13 protein-coding genes and 1 tRNA gene are annotated in these 15,937 nt (G+C 64.5%); 8 read left to right on the forward strand and 6 right to left on the reverse strand.

Features of this window, described 5'->3' with window-relative positions; genetic code table 11:
* Position 1: 1 nt before the first annotated feature.
* On the reverse strand, positions 2–1,759 hold the full coding sequence (locus tag HUA75_RS06815; RefSeq protein ID WP_174485843.1) for a B12-binding domain-containing radical SAM protein: 1,758 nt from the start codon (positions 1,757–1,759) through the stop codon (positions 2–4).
* Between the two features lie 549 nt (positions 1,760–2,308).
* Between HUA75_RS06815 and HUA75_RS06820 the strand changes: the two genes are divergently transcribed.
* The 3 genes from HUA75_RS06820 (at position 2,309) to HUA75_RS06830 (ending at position 5,757) form a co-directional block, all read left to right on the forward strand.
* Entirely contained in the window at positions 2,309–4,243 is a 1,935-nt protein-coding gene (locus tag HUA75_RS06820) for an amidohydrolase (RefSeq protein ID WP_254627374.1), read from the forward strand.
* Positions 4,244–4,403: 160 nt separating this feature from the next.
* A tRNA-Leu gene (locus HUA75_RS06825) sits at positions 4,404–4,489 on the forward strand.
* Between the two features lie 701 nt (positions 4,490–5,190).
* Positions 5,191–5,757: a hypothetical protein gene (locus HUA75_RS06830; protein ID WP_174485845.1), complete on the forward strand. Its 567-nt coding sequence runs from the start codon at positions 5,191–5,193 to the stop codon at positions 5,755–5,757.
* 17 nt (positions 5,758–5,774) lie between these two features.
* Here HUA75_RS06830 and HUA75_RS06835 read toward each other — a convergent pair whose 3' ends face one another.
* Positions 5,775–6,302, reverse strand: a complete 528-nt coding sequence (locus HUA75_RS06835) for a hypothetical protein (RefSeq protein WP_174485846.1) — start codon at positions 6,300–6,302, stop codon at positions 5,775–5,777.
* A 658-nt stretch (positions 6,303–6,960) separates the two neighbouring features.
* On the opposite strand from HUA75_RS06835, the gene HUA75_RS06840 reads away from it, so the two are divergent.
* Complete coding sequence (locus HUA75_RS06840; RefSeq protein ID WP_174485847.1) at positions 6,961–7,341, forward strand: hypothetical protein; 381 nt, start codon at positions 6,961–6,963, stop codon at positions 7,339–7,341.
* Positions 7,342–7,805: 464 nt separating this feature from the next.
* Here the strand turns inward: HUA75_RS06840 and HUA75_RS06845 are convergent, their stop codons facing one another.
* Positions 7,806–8,255 carry a hypothetical protein gene (locus HUA75_RS06845; RefSeq protein ID WP_141642380.1) on the reverse strand — a complete coding sequence of 150 codons (450 nt, stop codon included), beginning with the start codon at positions 8,253–8,255 and terminating at the stop codon, positions 7,806–7,808.
* Between the two features lie 250 nt (positions 8,256–8,505).
* Here HUA75_RS06845 and HUA75_RS06850 point away from each other — a divergent pair, with 250 nt between their 5' ends.
* Positions 8,506–9,468 (forward strand): hypothetical protein, encoded by a 963-nt coding sequence (locus HUA75_RS06850; RefSeq protein WP_174485848.1) that lies wholly within the window; start codon positions 8,506–8,508, stop codon positions 9,466–9,468.
* Positions 9,469–9,504: 36 nt separating this feature from the next.
* Here the strand turns inward: HUA75_RS06850 and HUA75_RS06855 are convergent, their stop codons facing one another.
* Positions 9,505–10,164, reverse strand: a complete 660-nt coding sequence (locus tag HUA75_RS06855; RefSeq protein ID WP_174485849.1) for a pentapeptide repeat-containing protein — start codon at positions 10,162–10,164, stop codon at positions 9,505–9,507.
* Positions 10,165–10,372: 208 nt separating this feature from the next.
* Between HUA75_RS06855 and HUA75_RS06860 the strand changes: the two genes are divergently transcribed.
* From HUA75_RS06860 to HUA75_RS06870, 3 genes are all read left to right on the forward strand, one after another.
* Positions 10,373–11,044 carry a carbonic anhydrase gene (locus tag HUA75_RS06860; RefSeq protein WP_174485850.1) on the forward strand — a complete coding sequence of 224 codons (672 nt, stop codon included), beginning with the start codon at positions 10,373–10,375 and terminating at the stop codon, positions 11,042–11,044.
* A gap of 114 nt (positions 11,045–11,158) precedes the next feature.
* Positions 11,159–12,199 carry a cytochrome-c peroxidase gene (locus HUA75_RS06865; RefSeq protein ID WP_174485851.1) on the forward strand — a complete coding sequence of 347 codons (1,041 nt, stop codon included), beginning with the start codon at positions 11,159–11,161 and terminating at the stop codon, positions 12,197–12,199.
* A 139-nt stretch (positions 12,200–12,338) separates the two neighbouring features.
* Positions 12,339–12,725, forward strand: a complete 387-nt coding sequence (locus HUA75_RS06870; protein ID WP_141642375.1) for a hypothetical protein — start codon at positions 12,339–12,341, stop codon at positions 12,723–12,725.
* A gap of 6 nt (positions 12,726–12,731) precedes the next feature.
* On the opposite strand, the gene opgC is transcribed toward HUA75_RS06870, so the two are convergent.
* Entirely contained in the window at positions 12,732–13,820 is a 1,089-nt protein-coding gene (gene opgC / locus HUA75_RS06875) for an OpgC domain-containing protein (RefSeq protein WP_174485852.1), read from the reverse strand.
* Between the two features lie 47 nt (positions 13,821–13,867).
* Positions 13,868–15,847: a CotH kinase family protein gene (locus HUA75_RS06880; protein ID WP_174485853.1), complete on the reverse strand. Its 1,980-nt coding sequence runs from the start codon at positions 15,845–15,847 to the stop codon at positions 13,868–13,870.
* Positions 15,848–15,937 lie beyond the last annotated feature (90 nt).

Genomic DNA, 15,937 nt, shown 5'->3' on the forward strand with positions numbered 1-15,937 from the left:
CTCAGCCTCCGCTTCCCGTGAGCGCGGGCACGGGGGCCCGTGGACGCGGTGACATGACCTGGGCGAGCAGCTCCGGGGGGACGGTGAAGTCGTCGAACCAGCGGCCTCCGAAGGGGCGCTGGATGGGGATGATCTGATCGCTGGAGTACGAGAGGACGCGGCGGTTGTAGGCGCGGATGACGTCGCGCAGGGACGAGGGCAGGGCGCCATCCAGGGTGATGGCGCGTTCCATGTCCGCGAGCAGCTCCTGGGTGTCGGAGATGGCGGTGAGGATGCTCTGGCTGATGGCGCGAGGGAGGACTCCCGCCTGGCCCTTGGCGCGAACGAGCGCGGCGACCGCGCTGTACGTCGTGTCCTGGAGCTGCTTGCGGGACAGCCAGCGCGTCTCGTAGTTGAGGCGCCGGTGCCAGAGCGGCTCCACCATGGCCTGGCGGTGCTCTTCCAGGGTGCGGTGGAAGATGCGGTAGCCGTGCTGCTCGGGCTCGACGAAGAAGCGCGAGCCCGGGTCGAGGAAGGGGACCATGGGGCACAAAAGCGGCAGGACGCGCTGGCCCTGGAACTTCTCCATCAGCCGGATGCTGTAGTCCACCGTGTCAAAGATGGACTGCGGCGTCTGCTGGGGCATGCCGATGAAGAACCAGATCATGACGCCGGCGATGCCCGCGTCGAGGGCGCGAGGAATCCACGCCTCCATCTGCTCCATGGTGTACGTGCCGCGCCCGGCGAGCTTGCTGATGACCGGGTCATGCGACTCGGGGGACAGCATGATGTACGACTGGCTCGACTCCCCCATCTTCTTCAGCGTCTCGTCCGGGGTGAGGTGGAACTGCTCGACGAAGAGCTGCCGGTAGCCGCTCTGCTTCACGGCGTCGAGGTACTCGTGGAAGCGCGGGCGCGTCTCCGAGTAGCACTGGAGCGCGTAGATGCCCGTGGTCGCCGCGGCGGGGCCCATGGACTTCAGCTCGTCGACGATGCGCGAGTGGTCCTTGGAGATGAGCGTCTTCTTGACGCCCATGATGTTGCGATAGGCGGACCGCGAGCCGCCGCACCAGGGGCAGTCATAGGCGCAGCCGGTGTTGGGCAGCGTCATGATGAGCTTGGTGGTCGCGACGTCGTCCACGGCGTCGCGGTAGTAGGACCAGTCGACCGTGGCGTCGTTGTAGTTCGTCGCGGGCTTGTGGCTGAAGCCGGTGCGTTCCACCTGCTGGGTGCGGCGCTTGTAGAGGAGGTTGGGGATGTCCACGAGGCGCCGCTCGCCGGACTTGATGGTCTCCACCAGGCGTCGGACGGGCTCCAGGGTGTCGTAGCCCTGCACGACGATGTCGATCTCCGGATACTGGATGAGCTGCTCCGCGTAGAACGTCGCGGAGATGCCACCGCAGATGATGACCGCGTCGGGGTGGACGAGCTTGATGCGCTTGGCCAGCTCGATGGTGCCGTGGCACTGCGCCATCCAGTGCAGGTCCAACCCGAAGACCGGGGCCTCAAGCCGCCCGAGCAACTGGTCCACGTCGAGCTCGGGGTGCTTGAGCATGAGCGCCGCGACGTTGACGATCTTCACCGACAGGTCGTGCTTGCGCAGGTGCTCCTGCATGGAGAAGAACCCGATGGGGTACATCTCGTAGATGGACGTGACGTTGACGCTGTCCGAGTCGCTGAGATAGGCGAACAGCAGGTCGTCGCGCTCACGAAAGTCATACACGCTGGGCGCGTGCAGGAGAAAGAGGTCTGCTCGTAGCGTACTGGACGACGTGCTCATGAGCAGCGTTCTCCGGGGGTGGAGCTGCGATGAAGCCTGTCTTTGAACGCCGCCGAGAATGGACGGGTGACCGGTGAAAGTCGTTCGTCCCCGGGTCTGGGACGTGCGCTTCTTTCAGGACAGTGAATTCCGGAATTCTCGCTGAATCTGAGAGCGAGGCGGCGCGCGTGAGTTGTGAGGAGAACGTGGCGTGTGCGGGGAGGGCAGGAGTGTCCGAGCGCTCACAGGTGGGATGCGGGGTCCATCGGGAGTGCGGGCCGGGGAGCGGTGGATGGCCGCGGCGCCGCCCGGGCCTGTCCGACCTGCCGGGTCGACGTGCCTTGACGTGTCAGGCGCTGGCTTTGACACGTCAAAACATCTGGCTGACGCGTCAGCTTTCGGGAGGCAGTGATTGCGCGGGGATTCGTGTGGATGGGATGGATTTCGATAGGTCTCAATGTGAGCGATTGGTATAGGCCGTGTTCCCTCGAAAGGAGCCGCATGAATCGATACCTGCGTCGAGAGTTGCTCGTTCACTCTCATGTCCTTGCACGTGCCGTGGTGTCCGCCATGGCGCTCGCCCTCCTGGCTTCCTGCGCGACGAAGGGAGGCGGCGGCACTGGCGGTGCTGGCACCACCGTCTTCGTCGGGAAGATTGTCACCCTGGATGCGCAGGGGACGGTCGCCGAGGCCGTCTCCGTGGATGGGCTCGGACGCATCTTGAAGGTGGGGACGGAGGAGGAGGTGACGGACGGGCTCGGCTCCGGAGTGGGGTGGGTCCGCCTGCAGCCGGAGCAGGTGCTGATGCCGGGGTTCATCGATCCGCACATGCACCTGTTGCCGACGCTGGCCCAGAACCTCCTGGGGACCCACAATCTGGCGCCCTGCCTGCCTCCGCCGTACAGGCTGGACACGCCCAAGGACTGCTCCACGCATGCGGATCTGCTGAGCGCGCTCCAGTCGATGCAGGTGAAGCCCGCCGACGCGAACGCGGGCAAGGAGTTCGTCCTGGGCATGAACCTGGACCCGTCGCGGCAACAGTTCGTTCGGGGCAAGTGTGGCGTGAGCGGCGAAGTGCCCTTCATGAAACAGCCGAAGCTCTACCTCGATGCGTGTGTGAGCAAGGACCGTCCGGTCCTCATCCTGGACCAGTCGGGGCACCTGGCGTACGTGAACGAGAAGGCCTTCGAGGTCGTCTGCAAGGGGGCACGGAAGTGCAAGCCCCCCGAGTCCGTCACGGCCAACGGTGGACGGTGGGTGGAGGACGACAATGGGAACTACACGGGGCTGCTCCAGGAGTCCGCGGCCTTCGCGCCCTTCATGGCGGCGATGGAGAAGGGCCTGCCGCTGGGGCTGGCGCACTCGAATCCGCGCCAGCTCGTCGAGGAGTACGAGCAGGACATCGCGCGGGGGATTCAGGACCTGCGCCGGGCCGGGCTGACGACCATCGCGGATGGAGGACTGGCGAGCGCGTCACAGGTCCAGGCCGTGAAGTTCCTCGCGGAGCAGAAGGACTTCCCGCTGCGTGTCACGGCCCTGGTGACTCACGATGCGGCGACGCAGGGGAACATCCAGGCGACGGGGCCTTCTTGCGACCCGAGCAGGGACTCACAGTGCAAGCTGCCGAAGTGGCTGGGCGCTGGGGGCATCAAGCTCTGGGTGGATGGCTCGACGCAGGGCTGCACGGCGCTGCTGGGGCCTCCCTATGTGTACCTGGCGGATGGGGGCCACTGCTCGGACGCGAAGGAGGGGGAGGCCGACTTCGCGAACGTGCAGGCCATCGTCGATGTCTTGAGCCCGCTCTGGGCGACGAAGTCCTGGCGGTTCCAACTGCATGCGAATGGCAACCTGGCCAATCAGTGGGCCATTGATGCGTTCGCGCAGCTCCAGCAGCAGCAGGTGAGCCCGCATCGGGTGCTGCTCATCCACAACACGGTGGGACAGGAGCAGCTCTCCAAGAACATCGGCGACATGCGCAAGGGCGCCTACGTGGCTGCCGACGGGAAGACGGTGCCGAGCCTGGACGTCCGGGTGACGCACCTCATCGGGCATGTGGCGTATTGGGGGGCAGCCTTCAAGGACATGCTGGGCGAGGAGGGGGCGCGCAACCTCGACCCGATGGCGTTTGATCGCCGGTATGGAATCCCGTTCTCGCTCCACAGTGACTCGATGGTGACGCCGGCTCGCCCGCTCTGGTTCGTGGAGCAGGCCGTCACTCGGCGCACGTGGGCCTATCCTGACTTCACGGAGACCTTCGTGCTCGGGCCCGAGCATGTGGTGACGGTCGAAGAGGCGCTGCGCGCGGTGACCGTGGAGCCGGCCCGGCAGCATGAGATCGACCAGTGGGTGGGCAGCATCGAGCCGGGCAAGGTGGCGGACTTCGTCGTGCTGGGGGCCAATCCACTGGACTACGACAAGGCCCGGGGCGGGGACCCCACGCAGATCAGCCGGATTCCGGTGATTCAGACGTACCTGAATGGCAGGGCGACGGTGGGCGGGAACTGACCCTGCTTCCGTGGTGCTCCTCCCGGTTTGCCGGGAGGAGTGGCTGCACTGGGAATGATCTGCTTCACCTTGTTGGGGAATTTGGGTAGCAAGGGGTTCAGGGCGCCTGCACCGGGATGCAAAGCGGGGTGGGGCGAGGTAAGGTGCCGGAACTCCTGGCGCACGAGTGGCGGAACTGGCAGACGCAGCGGACTTAAAATCCGCTGGCCCGAAAGGGCCGTCCGGGTTCGATTCCCGGCTCGTGCACTTCTTTGCTCAGTCTTTATATATTGCGTGACTGAAGTCACCCCGGCTTCTACGTGGTGCGGTGTGGAGCAAGGAGTCGTACTGGCCAGTTTGCCTCGTGTGCTTCAATAGATCCGAGAATGATTGAGGCGGTTCGAACAATCACGGATAGCAGCCTTGTTCGATTCGATGTGGATGCCGCAGGGAAAGGCATCTCGCTCAAAATCATCAATGCATCGCAGTTCACGCCGATGTAGTGGCTTGTGGAGTGACGCGGTGCCGCATGTTGAAAGGCGACGCCATCTCATCATGCGCGGACACTTGCTGGGTTGACATTGCTCGCATTCAATACAGGTCGCCGGCGAATTCTGAGAGGTATGGCTTGTGCGGCGTGCCCTCTGTCTGCTCAATGAAGCGAGCGAAGTCGCGGGCCTTCTGAAGACCCCCGCCTCGCTCGTCGGTGTGCTGGTGCACTCCCTGTCACAGGGGGACGCCGGGGGCTCTTTCCGGGAGGGGCTCGAACTTTCCGTCACCGGGAGTGTGGCCTCTCCGCTCCTCACAGCGGGGGCCTGTTGCCTCAGTGGGCCGAGCGCGTGGACTCTTGCGTTTCCGGGCCACTGGCGATGTGGCCAGCGGACTCCCGAAGGGGTCTCTATTCGCAAAGTGCAGCGCTCACAGGATGAGCCGAGTCGAGCGTACCTATTTCTCCCGGAAAGGCTCCCATGACTCACCGAATTTTCCTGCTCGTTCTGCTCACCGCCCAGGCGCTCATGGGCTGCGGCGGCGATGCGGTTTCATACTCAGCGCCGGTCGGCATCAACCTCAAGGCCAAGTCGTCCGACACGGTCAATGCCACCGTTACTTCCCAGAAGGGCATCTCGACGGAGTCGGGCAATCCCTTCAAGGTCTTCGTCGATACAGCGCGCGAGAAGTTGAATGGCCGGCAGCCATCACGCGTTGAGCTCGCCAGCCTCACGCTCACCCTGGGCGCAGCTAGCGTGGGCGTGGCGTCGCTCGACGAGGTCTTCACCGGCCGCGTGGACATCCTCTTCCTCACGGAGGAGTCCAACAACACGTACTTCGCGGGCCATCTGGAGAACCCCACGGGAAGTGGCCCAGTGCCGTTCATCGTCGACTTTGACTCGGAGGCAATGGCGGCGGAGGACTACACGCGCTTTCTCTCAGGCAAGTTCAATGTGGTACTGCGCGGCTCGGCGGCCCCCTCCTTCACGAGCAAGGGCGCGAACGTCGACTTCCAATCGACCTTCTCCTTCACGGCTTTCGAGTAGTGGCCCGAGGCGCGTCGTTAGAGCAGTTTGACGACTGTGAGCGTCACAGGTCCCGCAACGTCCGAAACACCTTCGGGCGTGAAGCATCCAAGCAGGTCGGTGTTCAACAACGTCAAGGTTCTCACGACCTGGGCCCCTTGAAACCTGCCGCTTACCACGACGCCATTCGCGACAATTATCTTCTCTCCCGCAGGCCCGGCTGAGGCAATGCTGCTCCCTGCGATGACGCTGGTGGTGCTGTCATTCCAGGTGATGGTGTGTGTGAATGATGTGGAGGCGAAGGTGCAGCTATTGATGCTTGAACCAAATCCTTGTGAAGTTCCTGATGCAATTCCCAGCGGAATCCCCAGGCACGGGCCATAGGTGGTGTTCGATGTGAAAGATACCTGCTGTGGTGTATTTGTGAGACCAGGCTCGTAATGAAGGGCGCTTGTACCTGCGCATTCCAGCGTCACTGTTTCTGCTGCTGCGACTCCCGAGGAGAGTAGCGCTACCGCAATCCCGAGGTGGTACCAGTCCCTTTGTGGTGGCTTGGCGTGTTGCATTGTTGCCTCCTGGTTCGGTCGTCTGTTCCTCTTGGGGAGCGGGGTCCGAGTGGGGCAGGCATGTTCAGGATGCAGCGGTTTTCGTTAAAGACAAGAGCGGGAAGTTCTGCTGGATTTTGTTGGCTCAGTGCGTGTTTGCTGGGTGATAGACCTATTGTCCTGGAGGACGATGGGGGCTCTGTCCCCTGTGTCGGAGAAGAAGTCGCCTCTGCTGAGCCCTCGCGCGCGACAACTCCCGTGACGCTCACCGATGGCCGAGTCGCCCTTGAAGCCTTCCTTCATGCGGATGACCGCGACTTCGAACAGGTAGCGCCCGGCGCGGGGGTAGCGGCCTCCAGTGGCGGCCTGAGCGGTGGCAATCTTCGTCAGTGCGTTGTTCATGGCTACGTGGGCCCTTCGGCTTGGGTCGCGTCAGCAGCGAAGTGCGCTGACCCCACGTAAATGCGTGCGGATTCTGGGAGTGGTTCAGGGGGAGTGTGTATCCCGAAATTCCTCACCCTTCACATAGGTCAGATTTGGAGGATGGAGATTGATTGTTTGACAGACTCCAAAGGCAAGGCAGGATTCAATGCAAGTCAAGGGTGCGGAGTCGTCCTTGTCAGAGCGAAGCTCTGCCTGGGTAGACACCTAGAGGGCAGGCAGTAAAACTGGAGGACATATGGATTTGATGCGCATCATTGCGTTGGGTGTTGTGCTGTCAAGCGGATTGGCTGTGGCGGGCGAAAAGCACGATCGGTTTGTTTATATCGACACCCAGAATCGCACTGCGCATGCGGGCATGGGATCCACTCGAAACTCGGCAGATTTCGTTCAGTACATTGTCTGCCAAGTCATCGCAAATGCCAGCGGTATTTCTGGCAGCTGCGCAGCACGGGCCGCAGCTGGGACGTATGTTACTTGCCAGACGACGAATCAGTACATGCTGGAGGTGATTAAGTCGATCAGCGACTCCAGCTTTGTTGGTTTTAAATGGGATGAAAATGGGGGGTGCACCGAGGTTTTTGTTAATCATGGCTCGTCCTATGTACCCAAATTGTAACTCGTGCCGCCTTGGAGAGCACAGGAGGACTCGCAAGCATTTGCGTGCCGAGGCCAACCAGTGAGCGGCGACTGTACTCTGGTGTTGTGTGGTCTAAACGCCGGTTGGGACACTCCCACCTGCCGGGCCAGTGTCGAGGCAGTCACCGCGCTCGGGCCCATCATCCGCTTCACCATCTGCGCCTTGAATGCGTCTGTGTACGGCACTTCAACCGCCTGCACTCGCCCCCATTGGGTGGTCAGCTCGGCACGTCAGCCGAGGCGACAACTTCCCTGACACAGGGGGCGAGAGTTGCTGGATAGGGCCGGCCTGCTGAAGCCCAACCCGCCCCGGTCCTGAGCAGTTCCTGAAGCGCCTTCAGCAGGCCCTTCTCATGACTCGACAGGCCTTGACTGGCGCCGGTGTAGCTCACTGAGCATGCTTCTGCGAGACGTCAAGCATGCTCAGTCATATGCGGCGTGCTGTTAGTTTGGACTCCAGCAGCGGTACCTGACCTGAACCACGTTCGACACGTAGGTGTTGGCGTCGAGGACGCGGAACCGGATGTACTTGTCGTAGTATGTCCCGTATGTGTAGAGCCCCCACTGGCAGTAGTCACTATAGGTGGTCGAGTTGTTCCACCAGTCGTCGCCATACGGCCCATTCCCGAAGTCATCAATGATCGACCACTGGTAGGTATACGGCGCTACACCGTTACTGGCGCTGCCGGTGCAGGAGACCGCATAGGTCTGCGGGTTTCTTCCGCATCCCATGGTTGCCGTTGGAGGAGGGATGTCGAGGGCGGTGACGGTGTCTCCCGTGTCGATTCCCTCTTCCTCGGACGCAAGGGGCTCGCCACAGGCACCAAGCAAGACCCCTGCCGAAACTATCACCGCACCACGTAGAAAGTGCTTCACGATAGTCGGAACTGACATGAGGCGCTCCTGTGTGTTCAGGGTGGAAAGGCAGTCGTATATTAACTGACTTGCATGAGAGTCCTGGTTGCATGAGTGGCGAGTGTCCAGAATCGCTCAGATGAGGCTCCGTGCCCTCGATGCCGACGCGATTTCGCGGGTCGCCACGCGAACAGGTCCATCCCTAGGCTTAGGGATGTTTGTTCGCGGGCCGTCGGAGTATGTGAATGAGCAGTTGGGCGTGCCCAATGACGTGATTGGAGGATACGCAATGAAGCGCAATGGCCTATTTCGACGGGGGTTCCTGCTGGCGGCCGCACTGGCGTCAACAGGGTGCAGTGATTCTCAGGATGATGGTCAAACGCCGATCAACCTCGCCCCTCCATCACTGGCTGAGGCGCAACTGTCACTCCAGCGCATCGACCAACTCTACGAATCCGACCCGGCGGCCGCATTGGACGCCACGCAGAAGCTGCGGCCGAAGCTCGATGAACTCAACCACCTGGTTGCCCGTGTCGAGATGGCACCCGCGCACTTCGTTGAATTCTACGATGTGCAGCCCGGTGGCCTCCTCGTCGTGGAGCGCGGGCCCGTCGAGGATGGGCGTTTCCTGCGCGACCAGGAGGGGACCGACCGCTCCGCCGTCGCGCTCTATCGCCGGCTCACGGGAGGCGCCACGCCGCCGGACGCATTGGTCCGGGCCGAATCGCGCCGGGAGGCGCCCGAGGACTTCCATCTGCCTGCGTGGGATGCGGCCGTCCCGAGCCTGGACTTCTCCGAGGGATTTGCCCCGGATCCTGGTGCGCAAACGGGAGACTCTGTCACCCAGTCATGGACGAGTGACCAGGGGCCACTTTGGCGAGATTCTGCCTGCTACAAGTGGGGAGAGTTTTTCGACTGTCTGCCCAATAGAACCGGCAATGGTGCGGCCTCTCGTAACGCGAAGACGGCCTTCATCCAGGCCGCTCCCTATCGGGGGAGTTTGAGGTTGCAGCTCTCCTACGACAATGTCGCGAGAGGGGCCTGGGCCGTTTTCGCGGGGGAGATGGCGTCGTACTGGTGGCATTCCGCCAGCTATTGGGCCTGCCCGGGTGGCCAAGCCTGCGGCGTGCAGGAGTACTACATCCGAAACCATCGGTGGGATGTCTTGGACGCGGACGGTGATGGATATCACCTGACCTGGGCGTTCAGGTCGAACTGCAACTGGATCTCTTGCGACACGCCCCCCTTCTGACAAATCCCTGCCGTCCGAGAAGGCTCGGCCCTGTCGCTACCGAGCCTTCTTCTTCGCTTTCGTGGACACCTCGTCGTGATACCCCGCCACGCGCATGCCGAGTGTCTTGGCCAGATTGACCACGGAGTCCAGCGGCACACGGGTGTCCTTCAGCCGGTTGTGCGCCGGGTCCAGGAACGCTCCCTGGGTCTCCGAGAAGTCCGTCCGTGTCAGCGTGCAGCCCCGGAAGTTGCTTCCGGAGAGGTCCGTCCCCTTGAAGTCCGAGTCGGTCAGGTCCAGGTCGTAGAAGTTCACCTCGCGGGCCACACACCGCAGGAACTCCATCTTCCTCATGCTGAGACCGACGAATGAGCAGTAGGACAGGCCCGAATCCACGAACGAGAACTCCGGGTTCGAGGCGATGTTGCTCCAGTCGATGCCGATCAGCTTGGAGCCCTCGAACCGGACCTCCCTGAGCGCGATCCGGCCGAATTGCGCGCGCGTGACGTTGCATCCCCGGACGACGCACGCTTCGAGGATGCTGTCCTTCCACCAGCTCTCCTGGAGCTGACAGTTCTCGAAGGTGCAGCGATAGAACTCCTTGTCGGCCAGTTCGGCGTTCTGGAGATCGAGGTTCGTGAAGGTCTCGTTCTCGAAGTACGTCTCTCGCAGCAGGCGCTGCGTTCCCTCGGCCCCGGCTCCGTCGGTCTCGCTCACAGTCCCACTATCGCCTGTTCCCGCTGACTCAACGGCGACGATGAATGGGGCGATGCCTCACCGCTTCTGGCGAGAATCAGGAGTTCGAAGTTGCATCGCACGGCCCGAGTGTGCGCAACGCGAGCCCTCCTGGATGTCGCACTGCGGACGACATTCTCCTCGACATCAGGGTTGTCGGCGCCCCCGCTCATGGGGAAGTCTCCGCTCCATGGAGAAACTCATCCCCGGCCTTCACCACTTCCAGACGGAGGTCTTTCGCTCCAAGCAGGAGCTGTACTCCCGGCTCGCCGAGGCGCAGAGCCCCGAGGTGCTCTTCATCACCTGCTCGGACTCGCGAGTCCTCCCCAACGAGCTGACCGGCGCGGGGCCGGGCGAGCTCTTCATCATCCGCAACGCGGGCAACCTCGTCCCGCCCCACGGCACCCCCAACAACGGCGAGGCGGCCACCATCGAGTACGCCGTGGCGGCCCTGGAAGTGCGCCACATCATCGTCTGCGGCCACACCCGCTGCGGCGCCATGCAGGGCCTTCTCCACCTCGAGCAGTTGGCCCGCCTCCCGGAGATGCGCGACTGGCTCCGCCACGCTGAGCCCACCCGCCGCATCCTCCAGGAGAGCTACAGCCACCTGACCGGCCCCTCCTTGCAGACCGCGGCTGTGATGGAGAACGTCCTCGTCCAGGTCGAGCACCTGCGCTCGCTGCCCGTCGTCGCCGAAGGGCTCGCACGCCGCCAGCTCAACCTCTATGCCTGGGTGTACCAGCTCGAGTCCGGCTCGGTGCATGCCTATGACCCGGAACTTGGGCAGTACGCCCCCGTGGTCGCCGTGGACGGCGACTCCGCGCGCGCCCGTGGTCGCTTCGGGCTCCGTCAGGTGTTCTGAGCGGGCCCGTACTCCCGGGTGCTAATTCCCGGGCCTGATGGTTGTTCGACACGGCTGGATTGACGTTGGAGAGGCAGGGGGCTTTCGTTGCGCCAACTCTTGAGCTGGGCCGTGATGTCCGGCCTTTGTCTGGCAATGACGGCGTCGGCGTCCGAGCGGCAGCGGGAGGTGCTCGGCCGCGCGCTGTTCTTCGATACCTCCTTGAGCGCCGATGGCCGGGTCGCCTGCATGTCTTGCCATCTGCCGGAGCGCGTCTTCTCCGACAGGGATGCTCGCTCTCTCGGCGCGCATCACCGCGTGGGCACGCGAAATGCTCCCAGCCTGCTCGATGTGGCGGATGCTCGGACGTTGTTCTGGGATGGGAGGAGGACCTCCCTGGAAGCGCTCATCCTCGACCCGCTCCTGCATCCTCAAGAGCACGCGCTGAGTTCTCCCGAGAACCTGGTGGCTCGTGTCCGTCAGCGCCATGCCGCGGCCCACGCCCTGGCTTTTCCCAACGAGGAGGTCTCCACCGGGACCATCACCCGGTCCATCGCGGCCTATGTGCGCACGCTCAAGTCCGGCCCTTCTCCGTTTGAGCGCTTCCACTTCGGCAAGGATTCCGCCGCGCTCGACGAGTCCCAGCGCCGGGGCCTCAAGCTGTTCCTGGGTCGCGCCGAGTGCGGTCGCTGCCACACCGTGGGCCCCCAGGCGGCCACCTTCACGGATGGGCGCTTCCACGCGGGCGAGCCGCGCGAGGACCTCAAGTCGCGGCTGCCCACGGTGGCTCGCGAAGTGACCCGAATGTCCGAGACCGAGCGCTTCTCCGCCGTGGCCACACGAGAGGACGTGGCCGCGCTGGGGCGCTTCGTCGTGACACTTCGCCCGGAGGACATGGGGCGCTTCCGGACGCCCAGCCTGCGCAATGCCGCCCTCACGGCGCCCTACATGCACGACGGCGGTGTTCCCTCGCTGAGCGAGGCCGTGGAGCGCGAGCTGGATTCTCGCGTCGGCCGAGGCGCCCGCCGGCCCCCGTTCACCCCTCAAGAGCGGGCCGACCTGGTGGCTTTTGTCGAGGCGCTCACCAGCACCTCGTTCTCCGAACTCACGCACACCGAGGTGATCCCGAAGCCCAGGAGTGAGCGCGCCCTCTCTGGGGAGAGGGTGACACCCTGAAGCTTCGCCCTCCGATTTCGAGGCACGTTGTCAGGCGACGTGACATGACGGCTCGTCAGGACGGTGCTCCCGTCGAATGCTCGGGCTGCCTTGGCCCTTGTCAGTCCATTCCCGGCGAGTGACCTTGTCAGGAGAACCCATGTCGCGGCACGCAGAGACCACGTTCCTGAATGTCGACTTGGACCTCAAGAGTCAGTTCGGCCTGTCCAGGTTGCTGAGCGCGCTAGGCGACTCGGTCGCCCCGGTTCACGCCGAGGACGGGTTCGCGTGCCTGGAGCTCGACGAGCAACCCGAGTCGCCCGAGGAGGCGGTGATGCGTCTGGCGACCCTCATCACCCGCCTTCCCAAGGATGCGCGGGAGGAGTGGGACCGGTGTTCGGAGCGGACGCTGGATATCGGCATCCAAGCCGGCGCCACGCCGCATCAGGTGCGCTACCAGCTCCCCGTGGCGGCACTCGCCCTCGCGGTGAGCATCAACGCGGAGGTCGTCATCACGGTCTACGCGTGCGCCGAGCCGTCGCCCTGACCGCCATCACCCCGTGAGCGCCGTGCGTCGCCGGTGACGTACGGCCACGAGGAGCATGCTGGCGAACGTCACCACCAGCACGGCCATCTCCTCCAGGCTGTCGAGCGGCGCCTCGTTCTCGTTGATGAGCGCCAGGCTCAACAGGCACAGCACCAGGTGGACACTGAAAACGGGAAGCGACGCGCTCCCCAGCAGCACCAGCACCCGCGGCTTCAGCCAGTGATAGACGCGCGGTGAGCCCCGGTCCGCGAGCACCGCCAGCGCCAGGAAGTTCACCAGTCGCAGCGGCGCCAGCGTCCACTTGTCCAGGAGCACGGGCAGGCGCGTGAGCAACACGAAGGGCTCCACCTCGTACCGCGCCAGCAGGAACATCAGGCCCACCACCCACGCGCCCCCCAGCAGCACCGAGGATGCGCGTCCCTGAGGCGCCTTCGTCCTGGCCCGCTGGCTCCCCGTCCACACGCCCAGCACCCAGAGAAACTGCCAGGCGAACAAGTCGAACGCCCCGGACTGGTCAATCTTGACGGGCAGCCACGTGAGGTCTCCCAGCCACGTGTACAGCGCGCGCTTCAATCCGAGCTGCGCCCAGAGCCACACGAGTCCACTCAGGCACAGCACCTTCGCCCAGCCCGCCTCGCGCGCCGCGAGCAGCACGAACGGCGTCAGGAACAGCAGCACGACATACAGCGGCAGGATGTCGAGCAGCGGCGGGCAGTACAGCAGGACGAGGCTGCTCAGCAGCGCTGTGAGCGGCTCCTGGTGGTAGAAGTCGAGCAGGTTGCGGATGGCGGGCCGGTTCGCCAGCCACCCCATCGTGCCGATGACGGTGAAGGCGAAGAGCAACAGCCCGACATGGTGCGCGTAGACCTTCAGCGCCCGACTTCGCAGGCTCGCCCACAGGCGCACGGGTGTGTCCCAGCTCTTCGCGTGCGAGCCCCCCACGAGGAACGCCGACAGGAACACGAACCCCTCGGCCGCCGACACGAAGCCGAACGGCTGGCTGCTGTACGCGTTCAGCCGCGTGGGCAGGTGCGTCAGCGTCATCAAGACGAGAAGCAGTCCCCGCAAGGCATCCAGCTCGGGTCGGCGTGGCATGGAGACGTCGAGCGTCCGGGCGCGGAAGGGCGGGCGCCCTCGGCCCGTTACGGCGCGCCCAGCTCCTGCTCCAGGAACCCGCGCAGCGCGGCCGGTCGCCGCAGCGCGGTGTCTCGCATGAACTGGACGTCCTCACGCCAGCGCTCCATCGAGGTCGGGTACCGCCACCGCCCGATGTGCTCGGGCAGCTCGGGCTCGAGCCGCGCCGCCGCCGCGTCGAGAAACGCGACGACTCGCTCCGGCGCGAAGGTGTTCTCCAGGTGCCAGCGGAAGCGGGCGATGAACAGCCCCTTGAAGTCGGGCGACTTCAGCAGGCTCCGCAGCAGCACCACGAAGGGCTCGCCGAGGCGCTCGTCATGCAGGAGCCGTCCCAGCGAGTTGAACTCCGGCCCCGCGAAGAACGAGGCGTCCAGGTCGTACAGCAGCCAGCGCCAGCGACCGTCCCCGGCTCCCGTCGCGCCGTTCCCCGCGCGATTGCGCCAGAACTTGACGTTGTTGTCCGGCCAGTCCTCGTTGCCGAAGTAGAGCTGCGCGACGTGGTAGTCGATGAAGTCCTCCACATCCATGCGCTCCACGACGTGTGCATAGTGCTCGGGGACGGAGAGGTCGTGCTCCCGCACGTACGTCAGCAGCTCCGTGTACGGGAGGCTGTCCTCCGGCTCCCCCGTGTCGAGGTCGCCGGCGTTCTCCAGGATGACGATGTCCTTCCGGTTCAGCCCGTGGTGGCTCGCCAGGTAATACTCGTCATAGCGCTCGCGCAGCTCATGCAGCCCCCAGTACTCGCCATTGAGGAACACCACCGTGGGCCGACAGGCCTGGAGGGCCAGCGTCGTGTCGCGCAGCAGGCCCTGGAAGACGCAGTCCTTGAGCTTGGTGTATTGCTGGTCCTGTCCCGAGGTGCGGACCATCAGGCGCTTGAAGTCGCGCAGCGGATGGCCCGGGAAGATGTCGGCGTGGAACAGCTCGGGGCCATAGTCTTCCTTGGCATACAGCCGCAGGCTCTTCTGCGGCAGCGCCGCGCTCCCCGAGCCGTGGATGCGCACCCCCGCGTTCTGGGCAATCACAGGCGTGCCCGCTTCTTCGAACCACTCGACGTGGACCGGGCGCTCCCAATCCTTGCCATCCTGCATGTAATTGCCGGTGCCCCACCCCTCGAACCCACCAGGCGTCTCCTCGTAGACGCGGCCCGGGACATAGATTCCGCGGACGGCGTCGAAGAAGTTCTCCGCGTCCGTCACCAGTGACAGGACGGGCAGCGTGTAGGGCCGCTGGCCGATGAGATACGTGCGCGCCTGCCCCGTCTCCACCGGCGTCTCACCCGCGAACCGCTGCACTCGCACCACCGTGCCGAGCGTCACGGGCAGGGTGGGTGGCTTCCAGCGCCAATCCTCGGGCGAAACCTCGGGGTTGGTCCGGATGAGGCTGAGCGGCGCGGGCTGCCCGCTCCGGTTCATCAGCGCCAGGGGGGCCGTGTAGACGGGAGAGGAGGGCCCCGGAGTCGAACCATCCAGGGTGTAGCGCGTCGTCGTGTCAGGTGACGTGGGCAGCGTGAGGAGCGCCTCGGATGCATACAGGCTCTCCGGCGACGTGAAGCTCAAGCGCTGGAAGTCGAGCCGGGTACGGTTCTCCGTCCCGGTGTCGTGATAGGCGATGACCTCCAGGGCCTCGCTCGCGTGACTCGGCTGCCAGGGAATGCTCCACCGACCCTCTCCCTCCAGCACCGCCTCACCGAGGAGCATCGAACCCTCGTAGACCTCCACCCGGACGACGCCCGCATCGACCCGGAAGCCGCCGCGCAGGACGTGCTGCTCGTTGTCCATGGCGTCGATGGTGAGGCCGACCGGATGGGGCGCCTCCTCCACCTGCTCACCGGGCTCGTCCTCACGAGGCGTGTCCCGACAGGCACCGAGCGACAGCATGAGCAGGGCGAGCGCCCCAGAGAGCGTCCGTCTCCCGGGTGGAGTGAGGCTGCGCGGGCGCGCCAGGGCGCGGCGCCCCGGGACTTCGGGAGAAAACGACTCATTCATGTTCGGGGCACGGTGGTGGGGGGCCAGGGGCGACAAGCACCACGCGGCCACTCAGCAATACTCGTGCCTCAAACTATCTCCCTGAATTCA

Source organism: Myxococcus sp. CA040A (assembly GCF_013336725.1).
In the GTDB taxonomy this organism is placed as follows: Bacteria; Myxococcota; Myxococcia; order Myxococcales; family Myxococcaceae; genus Myxococcus; species Myxococcus llanfairpwllgwyngyllgogerychwyrndrobwllllantysiliogogogochensis.

Excerpts from the sequence above, each read along its gene's own strand:
- HUA75_RS06870 (WP_141642375.1), top strand. The coding sequence starts at position 12,339 with ATGTCGCGGCACGCAGAGACCACGTTCCTGAATGTCGACTTGGACCTC.
- opgC (WP_174485852.1), bottom strand. The coding sequence starts at position 13,820 with ATGCCACGCCGACCCGAGCTGGATGCCTTGCGGGGACTGCTTCTCGTC.
- HUA75_RS06835 (WP_174485846.1), bottom strand. The coding sequence starts at position 6,302 with ATGCAACACGCCAAGCCACCACAAAGGGACTGGTACCACCTCGGGATT.
- HUA75_RS06845 (WP_141642380.1), bottom strand. The coding sequence starts at position 8,255 with ATGTCAGTTCCGACTATCGTGAAGCACTTTCTACGTGGTGCGGTGATA.
- HUA75_RS06830 (WP_174485845.1), top strand. The coding sequence starts at position 5,191 with ATGACTCACCGAATTTTCCTGCTCGTTCTGCTCACCGCCCAGGCGCTC.
- HUA75_RS06815 (WP_174485843.1), bottom strand. The coding sequence starts at position 1,759 with ATGAGCACGTCGTCCAGTACGCTACGAGCAGACCTCTTTCTCCTGCAC.
- HUA75_RS06860 (WP_174485850.1), top strand. The coding sequence starts at position 10,373 with ATGGAGAAACTCATCCCCGGCCTTCACCACTTCCAGACGGAGGTCTTT.
- HUA75_RS06865 (WP_174485851.1), top strand. The coding sequence starts at position 11,159 with ATGTCCGGCCTTTGTCTGGCAATGACGGCGTCGGCGTCCGAGCGGCAG.
- HUA75_RS06850 (WP_174485848.1), top strand. The coding sequence starts at position 8,506 with ATGAAGCGCAATGGCCTATTTCGACGGGGGTTCCTGCTGGCGGCCGCA.
- HUA75_RS06820 (WP_254627374.1), top strand. The coding sequence starts at position 2,309 with ATGGCGCTCGCCCTCCTGGCTTCCTGCGCGACGAAGGGAGGCGGCGGC.
- HUA75_RS06840 (WP_174485847.1), top strand. The coding sequence starts at position 6,961 with ATGGATTTGATGCGCATCATTGCGTTGGGTGTTGTGCTGTCAAGCGGA.
- HUA75_RS06880 (WP_174485853.1), bottom strand. The coding sequence starts at position 15,847 with ATGAATGAGTCGTTTTCTCCCGAAGTCCCGGGGCGCCGCGCCCTGGCG.